A 24695-nucleotide genomic window follows, 5' to 3' on the forward strand; every position below is an offset into this window, starting at 1 on the left:
TCCGCGCGTTACTCGATGGCTTCGGCAAGCGACACCTTGCCGCGCAGCACCTTCTCTTCCAGCCGGATGATCAGCAGCGGCGAGATCACCGACACGGCAGCCGCAAAGAAGAACAGATGCCTGAAGGCGCTCTCGCCTGCGCGCTGCAGGGCCTCGGCATCGGCGCCGCTGCTGGCAAGCGCGGCGTGGAAGAGGTCCATCAGCACATCGCCGCCGGCCGCTACCTGCGCTTCAGGTGCAGCCTGACGCAGCAGCGCAATCAGCACGGACGTCAGCACCGCCACACCCACCGCGCCACCCAGCAGGCGTGAGAACGCCGTCAACGCTGTGGCCAGGCCCACCGTCTGCGGCGGCACGGCGTTTTGCGTGGCGACCAGGCCGGTCGGGAACTGCACACCAATCGCCAGGCCGAGCACGATCATCGCCAGGGTCAGCGCCAGTACGCTGTGCGGGTCCAACAAACCAAGCGACGCCACGGCAAACGGCACCACGCACGCGCCCCCCAGCATGAGGGGCTTGTAGCGGCCGCTGTGCGTCATCCACTTTCCGGCAATAAAGGCGCCAAGCGGAATGGACAGCGTGAGCGGCACGAGACGCAGTGCCGCAGCATCGGGGCTGGCACCCGCCACCATCTGGAAGCGCAGCGGCATCAGCACCGACGTGGCAATCAGTTGGAAGAAGCAGAGGAACAGCGCCAGGCAGCAGATCGTGACCGTGCGCACACGGAACATCGACAGCGGAATGATCGGCTCGACGGCACGGTTCTCTTGCCACACAAACGCGCCCAGCAGCAGCACGGCACCCGCCAGCAGGCCAAGGTTCTCGGGCTGCGTGAGCGGCGTGCCCTGCCCCACACGGGTGATCATCAACAACAGCGCGGTCAGCCCGCCGGCAAACAGCACCACGCCCGGCACGTCGATGGGCCGACGCTGATGCGCCACCGGCAGATGCCGCAGCGTGCGGCGTACGACCAGCAGCGCGACGATGCCCAGCGGCAGATTGATCCAGAAGATCCACCGCCACGACAGGTAATGCGTCAGATAACCGCCGATCACTGGTCCCGCGAGGCTGGCCATGGCCCACATGCCGCTCACGTAGCCCTGGTAGCGGCCACGCTCGCGCAGCGGCACCACGTCGGCAATCGTGGCCTGCGATACCGAAATCAGGCCGCCGCCGCCGAGGCCCTGCAGCACGCGTGCGAGCAGCAGCATCGGCATGCTCGTGGCCAGTGCACACGCTACGGAAGCCAGCACGAACAGGACGATGGCCGTCGTCAACATGGCGCGGCGGCCGTAGAGGTCGCTCAACTTGCCGTAGATCGGCGTCACGACCGTGGACGCCACCAGGTACGCCGACACCAGCCACGCCATCAGCGCAAAGCCGTTGAATTCGCCCGCGATCACGGGCAACGCCACCGCAACGATGGTTTGCTCCAGCGCGCCCAGCAAAATGGCGAGCATCAGCCCGCCCATCACCGCCATCACCGGAATTTCGGCCGCCGGTGGCGTATCCAGCGGGCTGGATACCGTCCCGATGGGCGCGGTAGGCGTGTCTGGCTTGGGCGGTTCGATGCTCGGGCGGGAGGACATGGGAATGTGCGCGAATGCCGCTCAAGGCACCCGCGCCAATGGGAGAAGCGAAGCCGTTGATGATACTGCCGATTCGCATTCGTTGCAGAGTCAACGATCGGGTTGCCGGACGATGTCCTCATAACAACGGCTGACATTTGCCGTCATCCCGGGCAACTCTTCTGCAAGAAATTCAATGAACGCGCGCACGGCCGGTACCAGCCCGCGGCGTGACGGAAACACCGCGTGAAACTGGTGCACCGGCAAGCGGTATTCCGGCAGCAGCACGACCAGCCGGCCATCGCGCACCGGCTCCGCGCACAGGTTGAACGGCAGTTGCGCAACGCCAATGCCGGCCAGCGCCGTCTGCCCCATCAGGTACAAGTCGTCCGTCACCAGCGCGGGGGTGTAGTCGATATCGACCGCGCCGCCTTCGGGGGCGGTCAGGCGCCAGCGCGTCCGCTCGCCGGTCGCACCATCGACGCCCACGCCCATCACGCCGCGCATCGATTCCGGCGTCTCCAACGGGCCATGCTCGGCAACAAATGACGGGCTGGCGACGAGCACCTGATCGCTCACGCCAAAGCTGCGCACGACAAGGTTGGAATCGTCCAGCGTCGAGCGCACGCGCAACGCCACGTCGTAGCCGTCGCCGATCACGTCGACACGGCGGTTCGTCACGTCCAACTCCAGCCGCACATCGGGCTGCGCACGCAGGAATTTCGACAGCACGGGTGCGATGAAGACGTGCGCCACGCCCACCGGACAGCTCACGCGTAGGCGGCCGGACGGTTTTTCGCCGGCATGTTCGGCCACCTCGAAGGCGGCGCGGGCCGCCTGGGTCATCGATTCGCAATGCGTAAAGAACGCCGAGCCCACGTCCGTCACATGCACCGCCCGCGTTGAGCGCTGCAGCAGCCGCACACCCAGACGCGTTTCGAGATCGGCCACGCGGCGGCTCACGCGCGATTTGGGAATCCCCAGCGCCCGGGCGCCGCCGGAAAAACTGCCGTGCGTCACCACACTGGCAAACAGGACGAGGTCGTTCAGGTCTTCCATGGCCGTTCTCCAAAGCACCGGCGCATTGTCTCACTGGTAGAACGATGTGTGTCGATTCGACCCACTACTGGAACCTGCTGCATCGCACTATCTTTGCAGCAACCCACCTTTTTCTTGGAGAGACACCATGCAAGTCCTTCACATTGATTCCAGCATCCTCGGTGACGCCTCGGCCTCGCGCCTCCTGAGCGCCGCCATTGTTGACGAGCTGCGCCGCGAAAACCCCAGCACCATCGTTGTCCACCGTGACCTGTCGGTCGAAGCGATTCCGCACCTGGACGGCGCCATTGCCGCCGGCTTTCGCGCCACGGGCGCCGACGATTTTGACGATGCCACCCGCGCCGAGCATGCCCGGTCAGAAGCGCTCGTGAATGAACTGCTCGCCAGCGACGTAATCGTGGTGGGCGCACCGATGTACAACTTCTCGGTGCCCAGCCAGCTCAAGGCCTGGATTGACCGCGTGGCGCAAGCCGGCCGTACATTCAAGTACACGGAAAACGGCCCGGTTGGCCTGGCCGGTGGCAAGAAGGTGATCGTTGCGTCGACACGCGGCGGCATGTACTCCGCCGGCCCGGCAGCCGCCATGGATTTCCAGGAGGCCTATCTGAAGACCGTCTTCGGCTTCTTTGGCATCACCGATGTGCAATTCGTGCGCGCAGAACGCCTGGCGATGGGCCCGGACGCCCGCGCACAAGCCCTGGAAGCAGCACACGCCGCCATGCGCGACGTTGTCAGCCAGGCCGTGGCAGCCTGAGCAAACTCGGTTGCGGCGCAACGGGACGCGCCGCAACCGGCATCGCAGAATGCCAAACGGGCGCCAGCAGCAATGCGGCGCCCGTTTTCGTTTTTACTGGCGTGGCAAGAAGATGGGATCGGCGCAGATGGCAGATCGGCAGATCACTCGTCGCGGTGTTCGCGTGCCTCGTGCATCGCTTCGAGCATCCGGCGCGTACGCAGCTTGTTCCACATGACCGGCGCGACGATCGCGGTAGCGATCAAGCACGGTGCGGCCCAGGCGATGGTGGATTCCAGAAGATTCGTCATGATGCGTCCCCCGATGTGTTGCCGATGCGCACGGTTGGGCGGCGCGCATCGCATGGTCCCCGCAGGGCTTTGCTGCCTCGGCTGGAGCCGAAACGCCCTGACATCTATATGAACGGCTATCGGCGCTGTGCGTTCAAACTTGAAGCCCAACGTTTGCCGTTTGTTGTATTTCCCGCCGATCTCGAGGATCTGTCAATACTGTGGCGATAAGTTCGTGGAACATTGTGGCGCTGTGCTGACAGTGCCTGAACAGGCCCGAGCGGCTCCACAGTCTGATCGCAAAGGTAACGGCAAATTACGGCAACCGTGACGCAAGCGTTGGCAGCACGGGGCGGGCCGTCGATTACCCGCCTGAACGTCACAGTTTTTCTTACAAACGGTAAAGCGCGGTTTCGAGGGGTGTCCATACAGTGAGGCCAAGTCCAACGATCACCACGGAGCCTCATCATGAAACGCACCATCGCCCTCCTCATCCTTGCTGCTGCCGCCACCTCTGCGCTGAGCGCGTGCGTCGTGGTGCCGGCAGGCGGCTATTACGACCGCCCGCATTACTACCGCCCGTACTACCGCGGCTATTGATCCACGCATTGCGCGGCGCGGCCTGCATGGCCGCCGCTCAGGCCTTGCGCGCCTGCAGCATGCGGATGCGCGCGACGGCCTGGTGGTCGGTCGTGGCAGCGTCGTAAAGGCGCGCCAGATCGGCCTTCAATGCCGTGCGCGAACCGCCGTCCAGATACACCATGTGCCCCGACGGATAGAACCCCGCCGACAGGTTCTTGCGCACACCCGCATCCAGCAACGGCATCGCCTTCAGGTCCAGCATGGTCTGGTAGAACGGCGTGACGAAGTCGTAATAGCCGTTGGCGGAGAACACTTTCAGATCAACGTTCAAGCTCATCGTGGCCGCCAGGTCGCCGGCGGTGTAGAGCGCGACGTTGCCGTTGGCATCAAGCCCTTTCTGCGCGCCGGTCGGGTCGGTGTGACGGAAGTCCCAATGGCGGAAGGCCTGGTCGTTCAAATCCGTGAAGGCGGAGTTGGACGTGAACTTCAGGTCGTCGTTCAGGTAGGTGTTCCACATGGCGGTGTAGACGCCCGACACTGCCGTCATGGTCGGATCATTGCCGCCGGAGTTCGGATCTACGCTGGCTGCAATGCCGGTGTGGATGCCCGTGACGCGGCCGTCGTACGCCCCCAGCGACAAGCCCTTGTCGGCCAGCAGCGTGGTCAGGAACAGCGACGTGCCCGCCCCGTCATACGCAGCCACATCCAGCCGCCAGCCCTGCAACGTCGCCGCATCGATGCCCGTGTAGGCAGACAACGCTTTCAGCACGGCCGGATCGGCATGCGTGGGTTTGGCGAGCGCTTTTTCATAATCGGTGCTGGCAAATACGGCGGCAGCTTCGGCAAAGTCGCCCACATCCGCGGGCAGTGGCCCGCCCTTGGGCGAGGTGGCTCGCTTGTGGAACCACGCATCCGCCGCACAGGTCGGCAACAGCCCCACCGGGTTGCCCGCCTGCGTGTAGTCGAGGATGGACGACTGCAGCGTGATGCCGTTCAGGTCGACCCCGTCTTCATGCAACACATACGACAGCACGCAGGAACGCGCCGTGCCGTAGGACTCGCCAAACAGAAACTTCGGCGAATTCCATCGATCATTGGCCGTCAGCCAACGCTTGATGAACTGCGCGATGCTGCGCGCGTCCTGGTCAACGCCCCAGAAATCGAGGTTGTGCTTGGGCGCGATGGCCGTCGAATAGCCGGTGCCGACCGGGTTGATGAAAACCAGGTCGGAGCGATCGAGCAGGCTGTCCGGGTTGTCTTCCATACGGTACGGCGCGGGCGGCGTGAACGACGGCATCGACGTCACGATGCGGCGCGGTGCGAACGACCCCAGCAGCACAAATACCGCCGAAGACCCCGGCCCGCCGTTATAGAAGAACGTCACCGGCCGCGCCTGTGCGCCGCCCGCTGGCGCATCCGCCACAAAGGCCACATGGAACATCTTGGCCGCAGGCTGCGAACTGCTCGGGTCTACCGTGACGAGGTGGCCGGCATGCGCGGTGTAGGCGATGTGGCGTCCGCCAATGCGCACGGTGTGATGCGTGATCGCCATGCCCTCGCTGGTGTCGGTCACGTTGTCGTCGGGCCCGTTGCCGTATGCGGTGGGGTCGAAGAACGGCTGGTCGGTGGTGGTCATGCGTGCCTCGCTGCTAGAAAAGGTTCGCGATTGCGTCGCCCTTGGGGCTGCCCAAGCCTGTGCAGGCGTCCCAACCGGGCGCAGCGGCAAAGGTGCCGTTGTTGCCCTGCTTGATGTCGTTGAACGCGCCGGGATTCTGATACAGCCGCGCATGCAGATAACCCGCCGGGCGTCCCTTGATAGCATTGATGCGCGCGATGAGCGCGGCCCACAGCGGTGCCGCGGCGCTGGTGCCACCCACCACGCCGGACTCGCCATCCACGCGGACGACATAACCGGTCAGCGGGTCGGCATCGGCCGAGACATCAGGCACGCCGCGCCGCGCCAGCGGCACACTCTCGCCGCCGGTCTGCTGCGCGGCCAGGCCCTGCTGCCAACTCGGCAGTGCAAAGACGGTGCTCACCCCGCCGCCGCCCGCGCCGCCTCGTGCGCCGTCGTTCCAGACGGTTTCCTCTGCGATGCGGTTTCCGCTGGCACGCACGCTGGTGCCGCCACATGCCAGGGCGTACGGGCTGGAGGCGGGAAAGTCGACGTGATCTGCACGATCAGACTGGCCGTCGCTGGAGCCGCTGTCGCCCGAGGCCGCACACACCGTCACGCCCATGGTTGCGGCGCTCTGCAGCGCGGCGTTGACGGCCTGCATGGCCTGCGGCGTCCAGGCGTTTTCTGGCGCGCCCCAACTGATGGAAACCACCGAGGGCCGCAGCTTGGTGTCATGGATGGCCGCGTTGATGGCTTGCACGAAACCGGCGTCGGTATTGACGGTGAAGTACACGGCCAGCGTGGCGCCCGGCGCCGCAGCGCCTGCCACTTCCAGGTCGAGCATGACCTCGCCGTCGGGCCCGCTCGGGTCGCCAGTCGGGCGGTTGGCGCCCGGCCCGACCGGTATGGCCGTCACCGTCGGCATCGGCACGCCCACCTCCTGGAAGTACGCACGCAGATCGTCTTCCCGATAGCCGCCGCCAAGCTCAACAAACGCAATGCACTGGCCGGCGCCATCGCCATGCGGAAAGCCGTAGAGCTGCGCGAGCTGCACCGGCGTGTACGACGCGGTGGGCGCCGCACGGGCGGGCCGGATGCCTCCCGGCTCAACCGATCCGGTAGGCAACGGCACAAAGCGAAAGTGCGGCGCCGCCTGCGGGCGTGAGTCGAGCCCCAGGACGGCAACCACCACGTCCTGCAATGCGTCCGGCAACCGCAGCGGGCCCGAACGCCCGCGATATTCGCAGTCGCCGTGTGCCACGCGGTGCAGGTGCGTATCGAACGCCCGGCAAAATTGTTCGACGGAGCCTTCCAGCATGACCGTGGCGGCGGCCACGTTCACTTCGACCACTTGCAAGCCCTGTTCGCGGGCAAAGGTGCGCACGGCGTCGATGTCGTCCGTGGCAGCGCCAAACTGGGCGGCCCATTCTTCGCGGGTCAGCGGTGTGGGCGGTGGCGTTCCGGCAGCATGCGCGTGGACAAATCCGGACAGGCGCGCATCGAGCTCAGCCTCGTTCGGGCGGCGCAATTGCACGAGCGCCCGGATCTGCTCTGCCGGATGCGCATCGCCAAGGATGCGCGCGTCTTCAGGAATGGTGCGCTCGCTGCCGCGCAGGGGTTGCCGGACCATGGGCCATCTCCATGTAGGTAGGTGGCCTGTGCGTCGCAACCGGCGTGCCGAGGTACGGAAGGTGCCGACAGGATGCGGCGCCACCTCCAACCACGTTAGGCGATGGCTTGCCCGCTTGATCTACAACGTTCGTCAGTCGGCAAAATCGGCGCTGCTGGCACCTTCTGCCGCGTGCTGCGGCTTGCCTTCGGCAAAGGCACGGCGGATCAGTGCGCCGCATGCCGCGCTGCGCACATAGGCCCGGGGGGCCAGGGTCTCGCGCACGAGCATGCCGTAGTGCTGCTTGTCAGCGGTGATCCACGGATAGAAGCCGAAGGCGCCGGCAGAGCTGAACGCACCGTCGCCGCCGGGCTGGTCCTCGATCCAGTAGTTGAGCGCGTAATGCCACGGCAGTGCGGCCGGGGTGCTGACAGCGGTTGAGCACGTGCCCGGCTCGGTGCAAACGGCATGCTGGCCGAGCATCTTGCCGAGCTGGTATTCGCCGCGAATGAGACGACGCAAGAACTGGCCATAAGCCGCCGGTGTGGCGATCATTCCGCCGGCCGGTTCAGGTGCGAGGTAGCGAATGCCGAGTGGCTGGCCGGAATCGCGCGGGCCCGGCGCATTGGCAAGCTGGCGGTCGAGGTCGTTGTTGAGCGCCTCGGCGTCGGCACGGCCCAGACCGAGATCCATCAGCAGCTTCTGATCATGGCCGCCGTTGTAGCTGAAGCGGCCAACGTGCCCAGGCGTGAAGGTCGCGTTACGGCCGCGCGCAAAGCAGCTTTGCACGGTGTCGTTGCGATTGCACAGCAGAGGATTGAGCCCGTCGTAGCCCGAGCGCATGGTGAGCGCATCGATTTCGGCAGGTGTGGGCTTACCTTGCGCACGCTCCACCACGTAGGCACCAAACACCCATTTGGATGCCGATGCCAGCCGCACCGTCTTGTTGGGCCCGATCCGCTGGCCCCGCTGACCGTGCATCAGTTCGCCATGGGCGTCACCGATTTCCCAGTAGTAATCGCCCAAGCGCTGACAACTGCCGGCATTCGCGAGTGTGGATTCCACGGCGGCACGGCGCGTTGCCAGGCTCGGTGCACCCGCGTGCGCCGCGGCCGTTGCCACCAACGCTGCCCATGCCACCAAAGCGGCGCTCACCCCTCGTCCGAACCCTGCGAACGCCCTGTTGTCGTCGGCGCGTCTTACCTGCGTCATGTCGGTGTCCTGCTCGTTTTCTGATGCCTAGCCAGCCCGGCGGCACTGTACCGCAGCGCGCGTGGCATTTCGTTGTTTGACGCAGAGGTGCCTGTTGCTGTGCAGTCTTGCAACATGTCCTCCGCGAACGCGCATGACTGTATCGGCGGCACCTTGCAGGCAGGTTGCGGGCATCCCATCGGTATGCGTTTCAAACGTAAGCGTTTGCGCGCCGATTAATCGTCTCGGCAGGTGATGAATATCACTTCATATTCGGACCCCCAATATGTCCTAAACCTCCCGTTTATGAGCCAAATGGACGATAAGAATCATGCCAAGGGCCGCTAGCGGTCTGCAAAGAGTGTCCTAGAATGCAACCGAAGAATAGTAGATTTAAATAAAAGTAAATACGCGGCAGCGGCGAGCTTTCGGGAGCGGGCCATGGGAACAATCAAACGGGGAACAGCGAGCTTGAGTGCTCGCCTGGGGTGGGAACGTCACCCTGCTAATTGGCAGGTGATCCCTACGCGTCGGCGCCTTTTTCAAACACGCCTTCCGGCGACGCGCGCCTCCACCGTTTTGCTTTGGGTTCTGGCCATCTCGATTACCGTCGGTGTCGGGCTGATGCACCAATTGTGGTAACCAAAAAAACATAAAGGAATTTTGTACGGGGAAGGTCGCAGCGCGAGAGCGAACCCGCAGTCAACCACCGAATTGACAGACCGTATAACGGCACCGAGGGATAGTCCGACCCGCTTCACTGGGTCAATCGCATCCGGACGGATTCAACGTCTGGAGCATCGTCATCCCTCCATTCGGAAACCACGCTCCCGCATGTGATCACTGCGCCGCGAAAGCGGCATGTGGGGCACGCCACTCAACCGGCGGGCCTGATCAATGGGGGGAGCATCATGAACATTTCATTCACCGGCAAGACCTTCAGGTCCGTAGGCGACCTGTTCTTCCAAGCCATCGTCGACGGCAAGGTCGTGAGCTGTTTCGTCACGTCCGAAGCGCTCTCGCTCTGCGATTGCGCGCATCAGAAAATCACGGCCGAAGAGGTCTATCGCAATTACCGCGATTGGATCGAACTGGCTGCGTCGGACTTGATCCGCGCCGGCTCGCTCGCACCGGTCATCGTGCGCGGCCGCGACCTGGCCGCTTCTCGTGCCTCGCTGCCGCACGGTGGCGTGCCGGCCTACGATCTGGATCGCGCGCGTCAACTGCGCCTGGTCCCGCGCTCGTCGCGCTGATAGCGCTGCGCAGCGGAACGTGCGGTCGGGGGGCCGCACGTTCCTAGAGCGCCAAAGCTCAACACGCCATCAATCGGCCGGGAAATCCTCTTCCCAATATTCCTGCAGGTTGCGTACGCCCGCAGCGCTTTCGCTGCGCGTGGCTTCACGCATGCGCAATTCGACGCGCCGGATTTTGCCCGAGATGGTTTTGGGCAGATCGGCAAATTCGATGCGGCGCACTCGCTTGTACGAAGCCAATCGGCTACGGCAAAAGCCGAGGATGTCGCGCGCCAGTTCCGGCCCGGCTTCGTGCCCCGCGCGCAGCACCAGGAAAGCTTTTGGCACGGCCAGACGGAGCGGGTCGGGGCTCGGCACAACGGCGGCTTCGGCGATGGCCGGGTGCTCGATCAGCACGCTCTCCAGCTCGAATGGGCTGACACGGTAATCCGATGCCTTGAACACGTCATCGGCGCGGCCGACGTATGTCAGGTAGCCGCTGTCATCGCGCGCCGCAATGTCGGAGGTGTGATACACGCCGCCGCGCATCGCTTCGGCGGTTTTGTCGACATTGCCGGCGTAGCCTTCCATCAGGCCGGTCGGCCGTGAATTCAATTCGATGCAGATCTCGCCCTCTTCCGCCTCGTGGCCGTCGGGATCGCGCAACGTGATGCGGTAGCCCGGCAACGGCCGCCCCATCGAGCCCGCCTTGACAGGCTGCCCCGGGCTGTTGCCGATCTGACAGGTGGTTTCGGTCTGGCCGTAGCCATCGCGGATGGTGATGCCCCACGCGGCGCGCACCCGTTCGATCACCTCCGGGTTGAGCGGCTCGCCGGCGCCTACGAGTTCGCGCAGCGCGGGCTTCCACGCCGCCAGGTCTTCCTGGATCAGCATGCGCCACACCGTGGGGGGTGCGCACAGCGTCGTCACCTTGGCGCGGCACAGCACATCGAGCGCCGCCTTGGGCTCGAAGCGCGCGTAGTTGTAGATGAAGACGGTGGCGCCGGCATTCCACGGCGCGAAGAAGCAGCTCCACGCGTGCTTGGCCCAGCCCGGCGAGCTGATGTTCCAGTGCACATCACCGGGGCGCAGGCCGATCCAGTACAGCGTCGACAGATGCCCCACCGGATAGCTCGCATGCGTATGCATCACGAGTTTGGGTTTGGACGTGGTGCCGGACGTGAAATACAGCAACAACGGATCGCTGGCCTGCGTCGGTGCGTCGGGCTTGAATTCAGCGGAGGCATCGTAGGCGTCTTCAAAACGGTGCCAGCCGGCCGGCGCCTTGTCCGTACCGACCGCGATGCGTGTGAATGTGCCTGAGACCGCGTCCAGCTTGGCGCAATCTGCCCCGCCGACCACCACGTGGCTCACCTCACCCATGGCAATGCGTTCGCGCAGGTCTTCTGCCGTGAGCAGCGTCGTGGCCGGGATGATCACCGCGCCAATCTTGATGCTGGCGAGCATCACATCCCACAGCCCCGGCACGTTGCCGAGCATGAGCAGGATGCGATCACCGCGCTGCACGCCCAGCGCCCGGAAATGGTTGGCCACGCGCGCCGAGCGCTCCGCCATCTGTGCGAACGACAGCCGCGTCTCGTTTCCCTGATCGTCGACCACCCACAGGGCGATGGCGTCGTTACCGCGCGCCATGGCGTCGAAATAATCCAGCGCCCAGTTGAAACGATCCAACTCGGGCCACGCAAAATCGCGCACGGCGGTGTCGTAATCCTCACGGTGCGCGAGCAGAAAGTCGCGGCACCGCAGGAAAGCGTCCAGCGATGTCATGCCTGTCTCCTTGGGTTCGGAGCGCGGCGTTATGCACGCTCCAACTGCACGCGCCTCGTCCGGGCGCTACGGAAACGCACCTGCAACCAACATCGCCACTTATAGGAGGAATTCCTCCGCCAGACCAGCCCGGACTCTCCCGAGCCATGCGCTCATTGCGAGCGCGGCGGAAAACGCAGCGAGCGGCCGCTGCCCAGGCTCAGCCACGCCCAGGCCGTCGCGGCAACCACGGCACCCAGCACGACGATCCACTGAGCGCTGACCAGCATCAGCTCGATCGTGCCGGCCATGTCGGGCAGTATCTGCGGCCAGGCTGGCGCAAGCCAACCGTCGGCGTCGAACCATGCGCCGCGTCCGGCGCCCGTGGCCAGTTCCACCGCCAACAGCGCCGCATTGATGGCCGCGAATGCCATGCCGCTGTGTGCCAGCAGGCGGCTGAACACCGGCAGTTCATACAGGGGCTTCATATATTGGATGTGCCGTGTGAGCGACCACGCGCACACGATGAGCAACGCTACGCTGATGGCGGCCATAGGCGCCGGAGTGCGCAGGCACACGCCCAGCGCGATCCACGCCAGCGCATTGATCTCGTGGCGCCGATAGATGCGCAGTGCACGCGCCGCGTGCAGCAGGCCGATCGGCGGAACACCTGGGGGAACACCGGCAGACGCCATGATGTGCTCCATGAGCGGAAGGTTGGTGCGGCGCCGCACGTCTGTAGCTGGGCAGCCCGCAACTGCTTGCAGTGTACCGACCGGTTTTCACCGGCGCGAGTTCAAACAACATCCCTCCGCCAAATGACGGACGCCCAACGCACTCAGGCCTCGCGCAAATGCTCGATCAACTGGCGTGCGAAGACAGGCAGATCATCGAAATGGCGCACGCAGATGCGCAGCAGGCGCGTCGCCCAGGCGTCGGTCAGGCGCACACGGCGGATGCCCATGGAGCGCTGCAGCCGGATCGCCGCATGCTCGGGAATGACGCCCACGCCCACGTTGCGTTCCACCATGCGGCAGACGGCGTCGAAGCTGCGCAGCCGCACGCGGTATTTGAGCCGGTGACCGGCACGTGCAGCGTGCCCGGCCAGATAGGCCTGCAATGCGTTGTCGCCCGTCAGGCCGACAAAATCCTCCTGCAAGGTTTCGACGAAGGCCAGTTCGCGGCGCTCGGCCAGCGGGTGGTCGCGCGCGGTCACCAGCACAAGGCGGTCGTGGCGGAACGGAAAGGTCTCCAGCCCGGACAAGTCCACCGCGTCGTTGACGATGCCGATGTCGGCGCGCCCCTGCGCAATCGCTTCGACAATCTCGTGGCTGACCAGCTCTTCCAGATCGACATCGACTTCAGGGTGTGCGGCCAGAAACGCGCTGAGCGTTTCCGGCAAGAACTCGGTCATGGCCGCCGTGTTGGAAAGCAGCCGCACGTAACCCTTGAGACCGCGCGCGTATTCGCCCAGCTCGCCGCGCATGCGATCCATCTGTTGCAGGACGACGCGGGCGTGGTGGACGAGCGTGCGGCCGGCTGCGGTCGTTTCCACACCGCGCCGCTTGCGCGTGAGCAGCGGGACGCCGAGCGTGTCTTCCATCCCGCGGATGCGCGCGCTCGCCGACGCCAATGTCAGGTGCGCACGCTCGGCCCCCGCCGTGATGCTGCCGGCTTCGGCGGTATGGAGGAAGAGTCGGAGGTCGGTCAGGTCAAAGCGCACGATGCATCTCAAAATTGTCGCCAGCCTCAGTCTTGCGCTGAGGCTAGGTCAATGTATCGCACATTGCGGCGGGGTCGCCAGTGTCCGAAACTGAGGCACCTAAAAACAGAACATCCCAGACATCGCCCCCAATGGAATCCACCACGCTGCTGCTTTTTGGCGCGGGCCTGCTCGCCGGCATGATGAATGCACTGGCGGGCGGCGGCTCGTTTGTCACGCTGCCCGCGCTCATGTTCGCGGGTGTGCCATCGGTGTTTGCCAATGCGTCGAGCACGGTGGCGCTGCTGCCCGGCGCGGCCACATCGGCGTGGGCGTATCGCGCGGACTATCGCGGGTTCGGGCAGGTCTCGATGCGGGCCATGGTCGCGATCAGCCTTGTCGGCGGACTGCTCGGCGCGCTGCTGCTGATGAATACGTCGTCCCGCGCGTTCGACTTCATCGTGCCGTGGCTGCTGCTGATCGGCTCGCTCGCATTTACCTTCGGCAAACAGGCCGGTGTGTGGCTGCGCCAGCGCATGCAGATCGGGCGCACGACATTGCTGGTCGCGCAAGGTGCGTTGGCTATCTATGGCGGCTATTTTGGCGGCGCGGTGGGGATCATGATGATGGCGGTCTGGGCACTGTTCGGCCACGACGACATCAAAGCATTGAACGCCTCGCGCACGCTGCTGGTGGGCGCGACCAACCTCGTCGCCGTAGCCTGTTTTGCACTTGCCAGGATGGTGTGGTGGCCACAGACGCTGGTCATGCTGGTAGCAGCCGCGCTGGGCGGTTATCTGGGCGCGCATGTCGGCAAGCGCTTGCCGGTGCCGGTTGTGCGGGCGTTGATTTCCACCTTCGGTTTTTCGATGACGGCGCTGCTGTTCTGGCGCGCCTGGTCGCACGTTTGAGCATGAGGAGAACCGCCATGTCCCACATGCAACCTCATCCCGCACACCGCACGGCCGCGCCACGCGCCTATCGCGATCCGCTGGCCCACCGCGCGACGCGCGGTGCCTGGCACGCCCACATTGCTGAAACCGCCTCTGCCGAGCCGGAAATGGCGGGGGCGCAAGCGGTGTTTTATATCGCGCGTGGTGTTGCGGTCTTGCTGGCCGCCCTATCGGTGGGCCTGGGAGCCGCATCCAACGACGCAGAGCAACCTTCCACGGCATACCCCTCTTCTTCGCAGGCGACAGCGCGCTGACGGCGCGTTATCATCCGCCCCCCGCTGCATAGGCCCGTTCAATACCAATCCAGTATCGAGCGGGCAAAGAAAAAGCCCGCGGGCCGGGGGGCGGGCGGGCTTAACATCTTCAGCCTTTGACGACGAAAGATGGTCGGGTGTGCTTTGTGAACGAGCAATGCGCCGGAATTCACAAAGCGAGGCCATTATAAAAAGTGCGCGCCCCCCGCCATACCCCAACAACGAGGGGGGTCCGTGTCATTTCTGATTAATCCCTGAGCGCCGTGTCCAGCGCCTGTGGTGTCAGCAACCCGCTCGATGCGTGGCGCTTGCCGTCAGGACGCAGGATGATCGTGCGCGGCATCTCGCCCTGCCAGCCGGGATCAAGCGCGGCGCGCAGGCGCTCCGGCATGTCTTCGGCATTGGCGTATTGCGGCACACGTGCAATGCCGATCTTTCCGTCGCGGGCCAGCGGTGCCAGCGCACGGTTCAGCATCTCGGCCTGGTCGGGACCGTCCATCGACACCATCACCACATCCACATCTTGCTTGGCGGTGCGCCGCCATTGCGCGATCCGGGCGATGTTCTCGCGGCAGTAGCCGCACTCCAATGACCAGATTTCGACGATGAGCGGGCGCGCATGCGGCGTCTGCAGCAGTGCCGGCACATCGCGGGCATGCAACGGTTGGAACTGCAACGCACCTGCGGCTTGGGCGGCGGAGGTGGTGGTGAAAGCGGCGGCGGATAATGCCACGCCCACCGCAAACGATTTCCATCGAATCTTCATTCTGATGCCTCCAACGATGGATTGGACGGAGTGACATTGCCGATATCGATCAGCCGATAGCCCTCGGCCTGCGTGCGCCACGACAGGTAGACATGGCCATCGCGCGCCAGCAGTTGCGGGTGATCGCTTCCGCCATCGGTGTTTGCCGCGCTGGCCGGCGCTGTCCAGTGCGCGCCGCCATCTGTGGATTTGCGCAGCAGGATCTGCATGCGGTCGTCGGCAAACTGCTTCCAGACCAGCCACAGCGCGCCGTCCGCGGGGAGCAATGCGGGGTGCGATGCCTGCGCGCCGGCTCGTGGCGAACCGGCAAAACCCCAACCCTCGCCGATCGGTTTGCCGTCGGCCGAAAGCCGGCTGTAGAACAGCCCCGGCTTGTCGTGCAGTACGGAAAACCACGCCGTGTGCCGCACGCCATCGGCCGTCACGGCCAACGCGGGACCATGGTGCGGACACGCATCGACGCGCCACTCCGAGAACGTTGCCCGCGTGACGGCAAGCGGCGTGTTATCGATCGGTAATGTCGCCAATGCGTGGTCACGAATCTGCCCGGCAAACACGTTGCGCCACAGCGCGAGCATGTGGCCGTCGGCATCGGGCGCCAGCGCAATGCGGCAGCATTCGCAGGTCTGGTCGATGATCTTGCGCTCGGGCGCGAAGGTGGCGCCACGGTCGGTCGACACGGTGTAATACACTGCCGCGCCGTCGTACGGCTGTTTGGCTGCCTGCGCGCGCAGCAGGTCACGCTTGTCGATCCACGTGACGAAGATGCGGCCGGCGCCATCGACCGCAATCGAATCGAAGCGGTGCGTAATCGGCTGGCGGTCGTGGTGGACGGTGATCGGCGCGCTCCACGTCTTGCCGCCGTCAAGCGAGCGCGAAAAACGCACGAAACCCGTGTACGGCGCATCGAGCGGGCGCGACCAACTCACATAGAGCGCACCGTCCGGGCTGACGATGATTTTCGGACGGTTCTCGCCGTCGGTATAGATCGGCTCGGGTTGCGGGTTCACGCGCTGCGGCGTGGACAGCGTCTTGCCGAGATCGTTGGACGAGGCGACCACCACATGCGGCCCTTCCGCCCACGTCACCCACAAGCGCCCTGCCTTGTCGAACGCCGCCGACGTGGCGAGCTGCGGTTTGGCGGCAGCCTTGCCTGCCATGGCGCCGTGATCATGACCTTCGTGCGCGAGCGCCAGCGTTGCCGCAAAAGCCAGCAGCGCACCGGCCAGGAATCGAGGAATCGACTGCATTACAGACGCCATTTCAGTTGTCCATAGAAGGTGCGCGACGGATACGGGTGATACACGAAATACCGCCGGTCGGTCAGGTTGTCGACGCCCAGCGCCAGCGTGACGTGCTTGTCGATGCGGTAGCTGGCCTTGAGATCCACGGTGAAGAAGCTGCTGGTGCCACCGTAGACGTTCGGCAGCACATCGGTGTTGTCGAGCGTGCCGTATTGGCGGCCGGAGTACCGCACGCCCGCGCCGACTGTCCAGTCAGGCGTGGCATGCCAGCTCGCAAAGAGATTGGCGCGCACGCGCGGCATGCGCGGCCAGGTCTTGTCGACGTAGGTCGGGTTCGCGGCGTCGGCCAGCGTCTTTGATTGCGTGAAGGCGACGTTGGCTTCAACGTCGACCCCGCGCACGCCCGCTTCCTGCAGAACATCCTGCCCTGAATACGCCAGTTCGATGCCGCGCGTGCGCACGCGGTCCACGTTCTGCACGTTCGTCACGTTGGGCGTGACGGTGATGTTGGTCTGCGTGTAGATGCTGTCGCGCACGTCGCTCTGGAACAGGCTGGTACGCAGCACGCCGTAGGCCACAGCCTGCTCGACGGTGAAGTCGAAATCATTGGCGCGTTCAGGCTTGAGATTCGGGTCGTTGTTGACGATCGTGTTGCCGCTGATCGTGCCCTGGAACAGCTCCGCCACCGTCGGAAAGCGCACCGCACGGCCGTACGACAAGCGCAGCAGCGTGTCTTGCGTCGCCTGCCATTGAATAGCTGCCTTGGGCGAAAAAGCGTCTTCGGTACGGCTGGCGTAGCCCAACGTGCTCGTGCCGTTGCCCAGTTGGCCGTTGTAGGCGCGCCAGCTTTCATAGCGCAGGCCCAGCGTGGCGAGCCAGCGCGGCGCAAACGCCCACGCGTCCTGCAGGAAGACGGCCTGCGTTTGCGTGTCGCCCTGGTAGCTGGATTTGAGCGTGGACAGCGTTTCCGTTGACCAGTTGGTCGCGTTGAAGGTCTGGTTACGCAGGTGGTATTGGTCGTAGTGGTAACCGGTCGCGAAGGTATGACCGGACACCGTGGGCGACGTCGCCTTGATGTCGAAGTTGGACCAGCCCGTGCCGTCGCCGTAGAACACCGTGCCGGGTCCATTGCCGGCCGCTGTGTTCGACGCGCGCAGAATGTCGCGCGAAACGTTGTAGGCCGATGCGTTGGTGTCGATCTTCCAGCCACCGATCTTGCCCTTCACGCCCAGGCCGTAGAGCCAGTTTTCCTGGTCGCCGTTTTGTGGGGCGAAGGTGTTCGGAGCAATTGTGTACGGCGTGCCGTTGATCAGCACATTGCCGCCCGTGACGACGTTGCCCGCGGCATCGCGCAGGAAGCTGAGCGCCTGATCGTTGAAATGGTTTTCCCAATGGCCCAGCGTGAGCGATGCTTCCAGGCTGTCGCTGAACACGTAGCCGAATCGCAGGGTCTCTTGCAGCTGCTGCGTGCGCTCGAGCATCTGCGGCCCGAGAATCATGCGGGGCTGGCCGTTGGGGCCAAGATCCTGCCGCGCACCCGTGACCGGCACGGGCGTGCCGCCCGCAGTGAACCTCGAGTTGGGCGTGGCGTATTGCATCGGCTGGCTGTCGTTCTCCAGCCGGTCGACCGACAGCGCATACCAGAACTTGCCGATGCGGTCGCCCAGCGAGGCGCTCTCGTGGTTGCCGGTGACGTTGCGCGAGAAGCCATATGCATCGTTGTAGTGCTGGCTCATCACCTGCGTCTGCGCGGCGGCCTCGAATTTTTCGGGCCGGCGCAACGTCATCGCGATGGTCGTGCCCATCGAGTTACCTGGCAGCAGCGCCGAGAACGGCCCATACAAGATATCGACGCGCGCCAGGTCATCCGGACCGACCATCGACCAGCGCGGCGGGTAGCTGTAACTGGAGCCCAGCAGGTTCGAGAGCAGGATGCCGTCGGCATACAGCAGGCCCCGTGCGCTTTGAATCTCGTTGAAATCGCGGCCGGCGAAGATGGAGTTGCGATCGCCAATGAAGCGGCGGCGCACCATCACGTTGGGCTGGTATTTGACGGCGTCTTCGGAGGTGACGACGTTGCGGTCGGCCAGTTGATCGGCTGTGACGCTCTGCACGACCGCAGGCGTATTGCGAGCGAACGGCGCGGGGTTGGCGTTGGCCCGCACCACGGTGGGCGCGAGCTCCTGCATGACAGGCACGGGCGCAGATGCCGCGTCCTCGGCGGCAAAAGCAGACAGCGGTACCGCTGCGCCCAGCGCGAGCGCAGCACGGCACACCAGCGTGCGCTTGGGGGCGGCGGCCCCGGCGCGCTTGTGGAATGACATCGGAAGGTCTCCGGATTGCGATGGCGTCGGCCCAGGCAGGGCCGAACGCAAAGGCGCCACGGAGCTACGTCCGCAGGCGCGTCAGATCGACAACGACGCAGACACAGGAGGCGCGCGCGACTCGGCCACGCGCAGCGCACTGCGCGCGTAGACGGGCGCCGGGGTGGCCGGCTGCCGCACGCGATAGACGAAATGGGCGGAAGGAACATCGAGCGCCGGCAACGAGGCCAGCGCCAGCCCGGCAGCAAACCCCGGGCAATACAGACAGTGCGCCACGCTGTGGTGGGCGGCCGAATCGTCGGCGGAGCCATCGCCTTGCACGTCGATGGCGACCTGCACGGTGCTGCCATGCGGTGCCGTTGCGCTGCACAACTCGACGGCCAGCGTGCCCGTGGCTGCCGCTCGTGCGGAAGCGAGCACCGGCGACAGTACGTTCAGTACGATCGCAAGCCAGACGAGGAAGAGCCAGCGGCGATGGAGCATGGATGGACAACGTCAGAATGTGGCGAGTATAGCGCTGCACACGGTTCCCCGAATTGCCTGCGGCACAGTGCCGCGCATAGGCAAAATCGGCGGAAATCGACGGGCGCTTGGATTGGAATTAGCCTTAATTATTGGATCAACTATAATTTATACCGACTCTCATAATCAGGTCTAAAACAGGGCTTTCCATGGATTCCGACACTGATACCAGCCGCTTCAACTTCCACCGCCAGGACCTTGCCAACACGCTGTGCGACAGCCTGGAAGGCAAGGGCTTGGCCGATGCGCGCTCCGGCCTGTTCCTGGCGGCGCCCCGGCGCACCGGCAAAAGCACGTTCCTGCGCGAAGACTTGGTCCCGGAGGTCGAGCGCCGCAAGTGGATCGCCATCTACGTGGACTTATGGGCCGACCGCGCCCGCGACCCCGGATTGCTGATCGCCGACGCCATCAAATCGAAGCTGGCCCAGTTCGACGGGCCGATCGCCAAGCTCGCCAAGCAGGCCGGCATGGAGAAGGTCGACGTGTTACGCACCTTCACGTTCAACCTCGGCAAGATCGGGCTGCCGCCGGGCATCACCCTGGCCGATGCGCTGGATGTGCTTTACAAAGCAGTGCAGCGGCCCGTCGTGCTGATCATCGACGAGGCGCAGCACGCGCTGTCCACCGAGGCCGGCACCAACGCCATGTTCGCGCTCAAGGCCGCGCGGGACCAGATGAACCAGGGGGTGGAAGAACCGCGCCTCTTCCTCGTCTTTACGGGGTCGAACCGCGACAAGCTTGCCAACCTGCTGCTCAATCGCACACAGCCGTTCTTCGGCTCGCGCGTGACCAACTTCCCGCTGCTGGGCCGGCCGTATGTGTCGGCGTACACGGCGTGGGTCAACCAGCACCTGGCGCCGAACAATCAGTTCAAGGAAGACGACATGTTTGCCGCCTTCCAGTTGGTCGGCCACCGGCCGGAGATGCTCAAAGGCATCGTCAGCGAGATCGCCCTGGAGCTGGGCGAAGCCGCCAGCCTGGGCGAGCTGCTCAAGCGCGGCGCGCAGGGGTTTCGCGACCGCATCTGGGGCGAGATCGAGAGCGATTACAGCGCGCTGACCGAAATCCAGCGCGCCGTGCTCGCGGTGCTGATCGAGCGCGGGCAAAGCTACTCGCCGTTTTCGGAAGACTCGATGAAGGCGTATGCGGCCAAGCTCGGCCACAGCGAGTTTTCCACCGCCACGGTGCAAGCCGCGCTGGACGCGCTGCGCGACAAGAACCTGATCTGGAAGGAGTCACGCGGCGCCTACGCGCTGGAAGATGAAAGCCTGGCGCTGTGGTTTCGTGAGACGCGGGGCGCGCATGCCGTGCCGCCGCGGTTGAGCAAGTAGCGCCGCTGATCGTCACGCGGGACGCAATGGCCCGCGCCCGCTAAACTGCACAGACGACCACAACAATATTTCGGGGAGCAGCCAAATGGCACGCAATCGCACCACGTGGCGCGCGCTGGCGGCCGCGTTTTTTCTGCTGACGGGCGTCGGCGCCGCTATCGCGCAAGATGCAACGCCAGCACAGGCACAGGCCCCGGCCACGCACTGTCCGCCCCCGGCCTCCAGCTTCATCCCCAAGGACGGTTGGGCCGCCGCCGCGCAACGCGCGACCGACCACGGCCTGCTCTGGCGTATCGAAAAGAACGGTCACACCTCGTGGCTCTACGGGACGATCCACGTTGCGCGGGCCGACTGGATGCTGCCCGGCCCCGCCGTGCGCAGCGCGCTTCAGCAGGTGGACAGCATCGCGCTCGAACTCGACCTGCTCGACAAGGGCACCGACCGCAAACCGCTCGTCGCACACAACACCGCCGAAGATCGCCGCCTCATGGCGGGCCGGCGCGGTGAACGCTTCAACAAGCTGCTCTCCGCGGCGTGCCTGCCCGACACGGCGCTCACACAGATCCGCAAGTTTCAGCCGACCATGCAACTGGCCTCGCTGGCGGTGCTGGGAGTGCGCACGGACGGGCTCTATCCGGATTTCGGTATCGACCTGTTTCTGACGACTTACGCCAAGAGCGTGCATTTGCCCATCGTGCCGCTCGAAACGCTGGCGCAGCAGGTGCGCGTGCTCAACGAGATCGTGCCGAAGAACGAGGTCGCTCAGCAATTCGATACCGTGCTCGACGCGATTGAATCGGGCGAGGCGCGCACGCAGACGCTCACGCTCGCCAATGCCTGGGCCGACAGCGACATCAGTACGCTGGAGCGCTACCCCCAGTGGTGCGATTGCCTGAAAACGGCGTCGGACAAACGCGCCTTCCAGCGTCTGGTGACGAACCGCAACCGCGCCATGGCCGAAAACATTGCGCGCGTGCATAACAGCGGCCAGCGCGTGTTTGGCGCCGTGGGCGCGTTGCACATGATCGGGCCCAAGGGGATTCCGGCGCTGCTGGCGGCGCGCGGCTACAAGGTCACGCCGGTGTTACCGGCGCCTGCACCGCGTTAGACCATCAGCGCTTTTCCGGCGGCGTGGCGCCGACAGCCGCCGCCAATTCGGCATGCGCGGCCAAGTCTGCGCGACGATGCTTGACCGTCGTGCTGGCCGGGTGCTTGCCCAGGAAGTTGCCGTTCTTCCAATCCTTCGACGGGCGGATCGGCCGTGCCGTAAATCCGCCCCCGCAGTTCGGACAGACATTGCCGAACACGCCGTCTGCACACGTCGCGCAGAACGTGCATTCGAATGAACAGATGCGCGCAGGGGTCGCATCGGGCGGCAGCGCCGTGTTGCAGTGTTCGCAGGTCGGGCGGAGTTCGAGCATTGCGTCGTCGGTGTGGTGGGTTCAGTCCAATGCAGCCAGGATCTGCTGCGCGCAGGCTTCGTCGGTCACAAGGCCGGTCAGCCAGCCGCCTCGCAAGGCCGCCCCGATCGCGCCCGCCTTGGCCATACCGCCAGCAATGGCGATAACGGGGCGAGAGGGCATCGGCCTGAGCGGCAAGCTCGTGATGCGGGTCTGCAGCGGCACCTCCAGCAAACGGCCCTGGGCATCGATCGGCCTGCCGATCAACTCGCCGGCCGCGCCATGGGCGAGCAGATCATCCGCATCCTTCGCGCTGATGAAGCCATCGACCTGCAATGCGCAACCGGGCCCGATCGTGCCGACCCCAATGAACGTGACATCCGCCTGCGCTGCCAGATCGGCCACCACGCCGTAGAGCCGGTGCTGGCACCACTGCCGCGTGTCTTCGGCGCTGTCGGCAACGAGCGGCGCGGGCAGCAGGTAGTAGCGGCTGCGGGTTTTCTCCGCGGCGGCGAGTGCAACGTCGTAGCGGTTGGACGAGCCGTCCGCTGCAATCGCCCCGACCATCGAGACAATGCGGTGCTGCGGCCGGTCAAGGTCCGGCAGTTGGTCGATCGCGGCGCGCAGCGTGCGGCCCGAGCCGACGTTCACCACGCGCGGCGCATCGGCCAGCAGGTGGCGCTCCATGACTTCCGCGGCGGCCACGGCAATCATGCGTTGGGCAGCGTCTGCATCGTCGGCACTGGCCGGCACCACATGGCAGGTCTCCAGCCGGAAACGGCTGCGCAGGCTCTCCGCCAACTCCAGACACGCTGACACCGGATGCGTCACACGCACCTTCACCAGCCCGTGCTCCACCGCATAGGCGATCAGCCGCTGGGCGATCTGGCGCGACACGCCCAGCTGCTCGGCGATGTCGTGTTGCGTGTGGTTGCCCACGTAGTAAAGCCACGCTGCACGCGCAGCCTGGTCTCGTTTTTCCTGCTGCTTGGACACGCAGCGCCTCCTCTAGAACCTCGGCGATATGGGATGCATCGTAGCGTGCTTTTGCTCTTTCAACGAGCATTTGCTTGACAAGCGCAACATCGCATCCGATTATTTGCTCACAACACGGACAATTGCTCAAACCCCGAAGCAAGTCCAGGCGGTGCGCCCGCATCGCCACATTCCAAGAAAGGAGACGACTGCATGTTCCGCACGCTGCTGCGCGGGATGGCCCGCCCATCCCGGCTACTCAAGCTGACCGCCCTCGCTGCCCTCCCGGCTTTCACCGCCATTTCCGCGCATGCCGCGCCCACGACGCTCACGATCGCCACGATCAACAACCCCGACATGATCGTGCTGCAGAAACTGTCGAGCCAGTTCGAGCAGGCGCACCCCGATATCAAACTGCGCTGGGTCACGCTGGAAGAAGGCGTGCTGCGCCAGCGCGTGACCACCGACATCGCCACCGGCAGCGGCCAGTTCGACCTGATGACCATCGGCGGCTATGAAGCCCCGCTGTGGGCCAAGAAAGGCTGGCTCACACCGCTGGACATGCCCGCCAGCTATGACGCGGCCGACCTGCTGCCGACGGTGCGCGATGGCCTCTCGCAGGGCGGCAAGCTGTTCGCCGTGCCGTTCTATGCCGAAAGCTCGATGACGTACTACCGGCGCGATCTGTTCAACGCGGCGGGCCTGAAGATGCCCGAGCAGCCGACGTATGACGACATCGCCAAGTTCGCCGCCAAGCTGCACGACCCGGCCAAGGGGGTGTACGGCATCTGCCTGCGCGGCCGGGCAGGCTGGGGCGAAAACATGGCGCTGGTATCCACCATGGTCAATACGTTCGGCGGCCGCTGGTTCGACGAGAAATGGCAGCCGACCATCGACACGCCGCAATGGAAACAGGCGGTCAACACGTATGTCGACCTGCTGAAGAAATACGGCCCGCCGGGGGCAAGCAGCAACGGCTTCAACGAAAACCTGGTGCTGTTCTCGGGCGGCAAGTGCGGCATGTGGATCGACGCCACGGTCGCGGCCGGCATGGTCAGCAGCGCGAAGGATTCCAAGGTGGCCGACAAGGTGGGCTTTGCGAATGCGCCCATCGCCAGCACACCGAAGGGCTCGCACTGGCTGTGGATCTGGGCGCTCGCGGTGCCGAAGTCGTCGAAATCGCCGGAGGCTGCCAAGACATTTGCGGCGTGGGCGACATCGAAGGAGTACATCCGCGCCGTGGCCAAGGCGCAGGGCTGGGGCGAGGTGCCGCCGGGCACGCGCGCATCGACGTATGACGACCCGGCCTACCAGAAGGCTGCGCCGTTCTCGAGCTTCGTGCGCCACGCCATCGAGACTGCCAACCCGAACGATCCGTCTGCGCAGAAGGTGCCGTACACCGGCGTGCAGTTCGTGACGATTCCGGAGTTCCAGTCGCTGGGCACGGTGGTTGGCCAGGCGATTGCCGGCGCGCTCACAGGCAAGACGACTGTGGACGACGCGCTCCGTGTTTCGCAATCGCAGGCACAGCGGGCAATGCGCCAAGGCGGCTATCTGAAGTGATGCAGCCGCTGC

22 protein-coding genes and 1 pseudogene are annotated in these 24695 nt (G+C 65.0%); 8 read left to right on the forward strand and 15 right to left on the reverse strand.

The genetic code is table 11. From position 1 onward, the window contains the following. Positions 1 to 8 precede the first annotated feature (8 nt). Together ACTJK6_RS11555 and ACTJK6_RS11560 are read right to left on the reverse strand one after the other, a co-directional pair. Positions 9 to 1589, reverse strand: a complete 1581-nt coding sequence (locus ACTJK6_RS11555; RefSeq protein ID WP_440839080.1) for an MDR family MFS transporter — start codon at positions 1587 to 1589, stop codon at positions 9 to 11. 90 nt (positions 1590 to 1679) lie between these two features. Next, on the reverse strand, positions 1680 to 2627 hold the full coding sequence (locus tag ACTJK6_RS11560; RefSeq protein WP_440839081.1) for a LysR family transcriptional regulator: 948 nt from the start codon (positions 2625 to 2627) through the stop codon (positions 1680 to 1682). A gap of 127 nt (positions 2628 to 2754) precedes the next feature. Here ACTJK6_RS11560 and ACTJK6_RS11565 point away from each other — a divergent pair, with 127 nt between their 5' ends. Continuing rightward, on the forward strand, positions 2755 to 3381 hold the full coding sequence (locus ACTJK6_RS11565; protein ID WP_260801501.1) for an FMN-dependent NADH-azoreductase: 627 nt from the start codon (positions 2755 to 2757) through the stop codon (positions 3379 to 3381). 143 nt (positions 3382 to 3524) lie between these two features. Here ACTJK6_RS11565 and ACTJK6_RS11570 read toward each other — a convergent pair whose 3' ends face one another. After that, positions 3525 to 3671, reverse strand: coding sequence for a hypothetical protein (locus tag ACTJK6_RS11570; RefSeq protein WP_232039835.1), 147 nt, complete (start codon positions 3669 to 3671; stop codon positions 3525 to 3527). Between the two features lie 447 nt (positions 3672 to 4118). On the opposite strand from ACTJK6_RS11570, the gene ACTJK6_RS11575 reads away from it, so the two are divergent. After that, a complete protein-coding gene (locus tag ACTJK6_RS11575) occupies positions 4119 to 4250 on the forward strand; it encodes a hypothetical protein (protein WP_260801500.1) in 132 nt (43 codons plus the stop codon). 37 nt (positions 4251 to 4287) lie between these two features. Here ACTJK6_RS11575 and ACTJK6_RS11580 read toward each other — a convergent pair whose 3' ends face one another. From ACTJK6_RS11580 to ACTJK6_RS11590, 3 genes and pseudogenes are all read right to left on the reverse strand, one after another. Next, positions 4288 to 6021: a S10 family peptidase gene (locus tag ACTJK6_RS11580; RefSeq protein ID WP_440839082.1), complete on the reverse strand. Its 1734-nt coding sequence runs from the start codon at positions 6019 to 6021 to the stop codon at positions 4288 to 4290. 46 nt (positions 6022 to 6067) lie between these two features. After that, positions 6068 to 7480 (reverse strand): annotated as a pseudogene (locus ACTJK6_RS11585) (S53 family peptidase); the annotation flags it as partial. Positions 7481 to 7612: 132 nt separating this feature from the next. Further along, positions 7613 to 8671, reverse strand: a complete 1059-nt coding sequence (locus ACTJK6_RS11590) for a hypothetical protein (RefSeq protein ID WP_440839083.1) — start codon at positions 8669 to 8671, stop codon at positions 7613 to 7615. A gap of 890 nt (positions 8672 to 9561) precedes the next feature. Between ACTJK6_RS11590 and ACTJK6_RS11595 the strand changes: the two genes are divergently transcribed. Further along, a complete protein-coding gene (locus tag ACTJK6_RS11595; protein WP_004627574.1) occupies positions 9562 to 9903 on the forward strand; it encodes a DUF1488 family protein in 342 nt (113 codons plus the stop codon). A gap of 69 nt (positions 9904 to 9972) precedes the next feature. Here the strand turns inward: ACTJK6_RS11595 and ACTJK6_RS11600 are convergent, their stop codons facing one another. The 3 genes from ACTJK6_RS11600 to ACTJK6_RS11610 all read right to left on the reverse strand — a co-directional run bounded on the left by ACTJK6_RS11600 (position 9973) and on the right by ACTJK6_RS11610 (position 13372). Then, the gene (locus tag ACTJK6_RS11600) at positions 9973 to 11670 is read right to left on the reverse strand and encodes an AMP-binding protein (protein ID WP_440839084.1); all 1698 of its coding nucleotides are present in this window, start codon (positions 11668 to 11670) and stop codon (positions 9973 to 9975) included. 152 nt (positions 11671 to 11822) lie between these two features. After that, positions 11823 to 12344 carry a hypothetical protein gene (locus ACTJK6_RS11605; RefSeq protein WP_440839085.1) on the reverse strand — a complete coding sequence of 174 codons (522 nt, stop codon included), beginning with the start codon at positions 12342 to 12344 and terminating at the stop codon, positions 11823 to 11825. Between the two features lie 143 nt (positions 12345 to 12487). Next, positions 12488 to 13372, reverse strand: coding sequence for a LysR substrate-binding domain-containing protein (locus ACTJK6_RS11610; RefSeq protein WP_440839086.1), 885 nt, complete (start codon positions 13370 to 13372; stop codon positions 12488 to 12490). A gap of 131 nt (positions 13373 to 13503) precedes the next feature. Between ACTJK6_RS11610 and ACTJK6_RS11615 the strand changes: the two genes are divergently transcribed. Both ACTJK6_RS11615 and ACTJK6_RS11620 read left to right on the forward strand, forming a co-directional pair. Next, entirely contained in the window at positions 13504 to 14262 is a 759-nt protein-coding gene (locus tag ACTJK6_RS11615; protein WP_440476781.1) for a sulfite exporter TauE/SafE family protein, read from the forward strand. Positions 14263 to 14279: 17 nt separating this feature from the next. Next, on the forward strand, positions 14280 to 14558 hold the full coding sequence (locus ACTJK6_RS11620) for a hypothetical protein (protein ID WP_232039843.1): 279 nt from the start codon (positions 14280 to 14282) through the stop codon (positions 14556 to 14558). A gap of 247 nt (positions 14559 to 14805) precedes the next feature. Here ACTJK6_RS11620 and ACTJK6_RS11625 read toward each other — a convergent pair whose 3' ends face one another. The 4 genes from ACTJK6_RS11625 to ACTJK6_RS11640 form a co-directional block, all read right to left on the reverse strand. Further along, positions 14806 to 15324 (reverse strand): hypothetical protein, encoded by a 519-nt coding sequence (locus ACTJK6_RS11625; RefSeq protein ID WP_440839087.1) that lies wholly within the window; start codon positions 15322 to 15324, stop codon positions 14806 to 14808. Continuing rightward, positions 15321 to 16574: a sialidase family protein gene (locus ACTJK6_RS11630; RefSeq protein WP_440839321.1), complete on the reverse strand. Its 1254-nt coding sequence runs from the start codon at positions 16572 to 16574 to the stop codon at positions 15321 to 15323. The genes ACTJK6_RS11625 and ACTJK6_RS11630 overlap by 4 nt, the downstream gene beginning before the upstream one ends. Next, entirely contained in the window at positions 16574 to 18892 is a 2319-nt protein-coding gene (locus ACTJK6_RS11635) for a TonB-dependent receptor (protein WP_440839088.1), read from the reverse strand. The genes ACTJK6_RS11630 and ACTJK6_RS11635 overlap by 1 nt, the downstream gene beginning before the upstream one ends. An 81-nt stretch (positions 18893 to 18973) precedes the next feature. Further along, entirely contained in the window at positions 18974 to 19375 is a 402-nt protein-coding gene (locus ACTJK6_RS11640) for a DUF2946 domain-containing protein (RefSeq protein ID WP_232039846.1), read from the reverse strand. Positions 19376 to 19563: 188 nt separating this feature from the next. Between ACTJK6_RS11640 and ACTJK6_RS11645 the strand changes: the two genes are divergently transcribed. After that, positions 19564 to 20745 carry a hypothetical protein gene (locus tag ACTJK6_RS11645; RefSeq protein WP_440839089.1) on the forward strand — a complete coding sequence of 394 codons (1182 nt, stop codon included), beginning with the start codon at positions 19564 to 19566 and terminating at the stop codon, positions 20743 to 20745. Positions 20746 to 20830: 85 nt separating this feature from the next. Then, the gene (locus ACTJK6_RS11650) at positions 20831 to 21853 is read left to right on the forward strand and encodes a TraB/GumN family protein (RefSeq protein ID WP_440839090.1); all 1023 of its coding nucleotides are present in this window, start codon (positions 20831 to 20833) and stop codon (positions 21851 to 21853) included. 4 nt (positions 21854 to 21857) lie between these two features. Here ACTJK6_RS11650 and ACTJK6_RS11655 read toward each other — a convergent pair whose 3' ends face one another. Continuing rightward, on the reverse strand, positions 21858 to 22166 hold the full coding sequence (locus tag ACTJK6_RS11655) for a DUF1272 domain-containing protein (RefSeq protein ID WP_440839091.1): 309 nt from the start codon (positions 22164 to 22166) through the stop codon (positions 21858 to 21860). Positions 22167 to 22187: 21 nt separating this feature from the next. Next, positions 22188 to 23141, reverse strand: coding sequence for a sugar-binding transcriptional regulator (locus tag ACTJK6_RS11660; RefSeq protein ID WP_440839092.1), 954 nt, complete (start codon positions 23139 to 23141; stop codon positions 22188 to 22190). Between the two features lie 216 nt (positions 23142 to 23357). Here ACTJK6_RS11660 and ACTJK6_RS11665 point away from each other — a divergent pair, with 216 nt between their 5' ends. Continuing rightward, entirely contained in the window at positions 23358 to 24683 is a 1326-nt protein-coding gene (locus ACTJK6_RS11665; protein ID WP_373407719.1) for an ABC transporter substrate-binding protein, read from the forward strand. Positions 24684 to 24695: the final 12 nt, after the last annotated feature.

Origin of the sequence: Ralstonia sp. 22086 (genome assembly GCF_052045975.1) — a bacterium.
Classification (GTDB): Bacteria; Pseudomonadota; Gammaproteobacteria; order Burkholderiales; family Burkholderiaceae; genus Ralstonia; species Ralstonia wenshanensis.

Bases quoted from the DNA above. Each gene is read 5' to 3' on its own strand.
- ACTJK6_RS11620 (WP_232039843.1), top strand. From the start codon at position 14,280: ATGTCCCACATGCAACCTCATCCCGCACACCGCACGGCCGCGCCACGC.
- ACTJK6_RS11590 (WP_440839083.1), bottom strand. From the start codon at position 8,671: ATGACGCAGGTAAGACGCGCCGACGACAACAGGGCGTTCGCAGGGTTC.
- ACTJK6_RS11575 (WP_260801500.1), top strand. From the start codon at position 4,119: ATGAAACGCACCATCGCCCTCCTCATCCTTGCTGCTGCCGCCACCTCT.
- ACTJK6_RS11600 (WP_440839084.1), bottom strand. From the start codon at position 11,670: ATGACATCGCTGGACGCTTTCCTGCGGTGCCGCGACTTTCTGCTCGCG.
- ACTJK6_RS11565 (WP_260801501.1), top strand. From the start codon at position 2,755: ATGCAAGTCCTTCACATTGATTCCAGCATCCTCGGTGACGCCTCGGCC.
- ACTJK6_RS11560 (WP_440839081.1), bottom strand. From the start codon at position 2,627: ATGGAAGACCTGAACGACCTCGTCCTGTTTGCCAGTGTGGTGACGCAC.
- ACTJK6_RS11645 (WP_440839089.1), top strand. From the start codon at position 19,564: ATGGATTCCGACACTGATACCAGCCGCTTCAACTTCCACCGCCAGGAC.
- ACTJK6_RS11615 (WP_440476781.1), top strand. From the start codon at position 13,504: ATGGAATCCACCACGCTGCTGCTTTTTGGCGCGGGCCTGCTCGCCGGC.
- ACTJK6_RS11555 (WP_440839080.1), bottom strand. From the start codon at position 1,589: ATGTCCTCCCGCCCGAGCATCGAACCGCCCAAGCCAGACACGCCTACC.
- ACTJK6_RS11655 (WP_440839091.1), bottom strand. From the start codon at position 22,166: ATGCTCGAACTCCGCCCGACCTGCGAACACTGCAACACGGCGCTGCCG.
- ACTJK6_RS11625 (WP_440839087.1), bottom strand. From the start codon at position 15,324: ATGAAGATTCGATGGAAATCGTTTGCGGTGGGCGTGGCATTATCCGCC.
- ACTJK6_RS11630 (WP_440839321.1), bottom strand. From the start codon at position 16,574: ATGCAGTCGATTCCTCGATTCCTGGCCGGTGCGCTGCTGGCTTTTGCG.
- ACTJK6_RS11595 (WP_004627574.1), top strand. From the start codon at position 9,562: ATGAACATTTCATTCACCGGCAAGACCTTCAGGTCCGTAGGCGACCTG.
- ACTJK6_RS11605 (WP_440839085.1), bottom strand. From the start codon at position 12,344: ATGGCGTCTGCCGGTGTTCCCCCAGGTGTTCCGCCGATCGGCCTGCTG.
- ACTJK6_RS11640 (WP_232039846.1), bottom strand. From the start codon at position 19,375: ATGCTCCATCGCCGCTGGCTCTTCCTCGTCTGGCTTGCGATCGTACTG.
- ACTJK6_RS11580 (WP_440839082.1), bottom strand. From the start codon at position 6,021: ATGCGCGGCTGTATCAGAATCCCGGCGCGTTCAACGACATCAAGCAGG.
- ACTJK6_RS11650 (WP_440839090.1), top strand. From the start codon at position 20,831: ATGGCACGCAATCGCACCACGTGGCGCGCGCTGGCGGCCGCGTTTTTT.
- ACTJK6_RS11665 (WP_373407719.1), top strand. From the start codon at position 23,358: ATGGCCCGCCCATCCCGGCTACTCAAGCTGACCGCCCTCGCTGCCCTC.
- ACTJK6_RS11635 (WP_440839088.1), bottom strand. From the start codon at position 18,892: ATGTCATTCCACAAGCGCGCCGGGGCCGCCGCCCCCAAGCGCACGCTG.
- ACTJK6_RS11570 (WP_232039835.1), bottom strand. From the start codon at position 3,671: ATGACGAATCTTCTGGAATCCACCATCGCCTGGGCCGCACCGTGCTTG.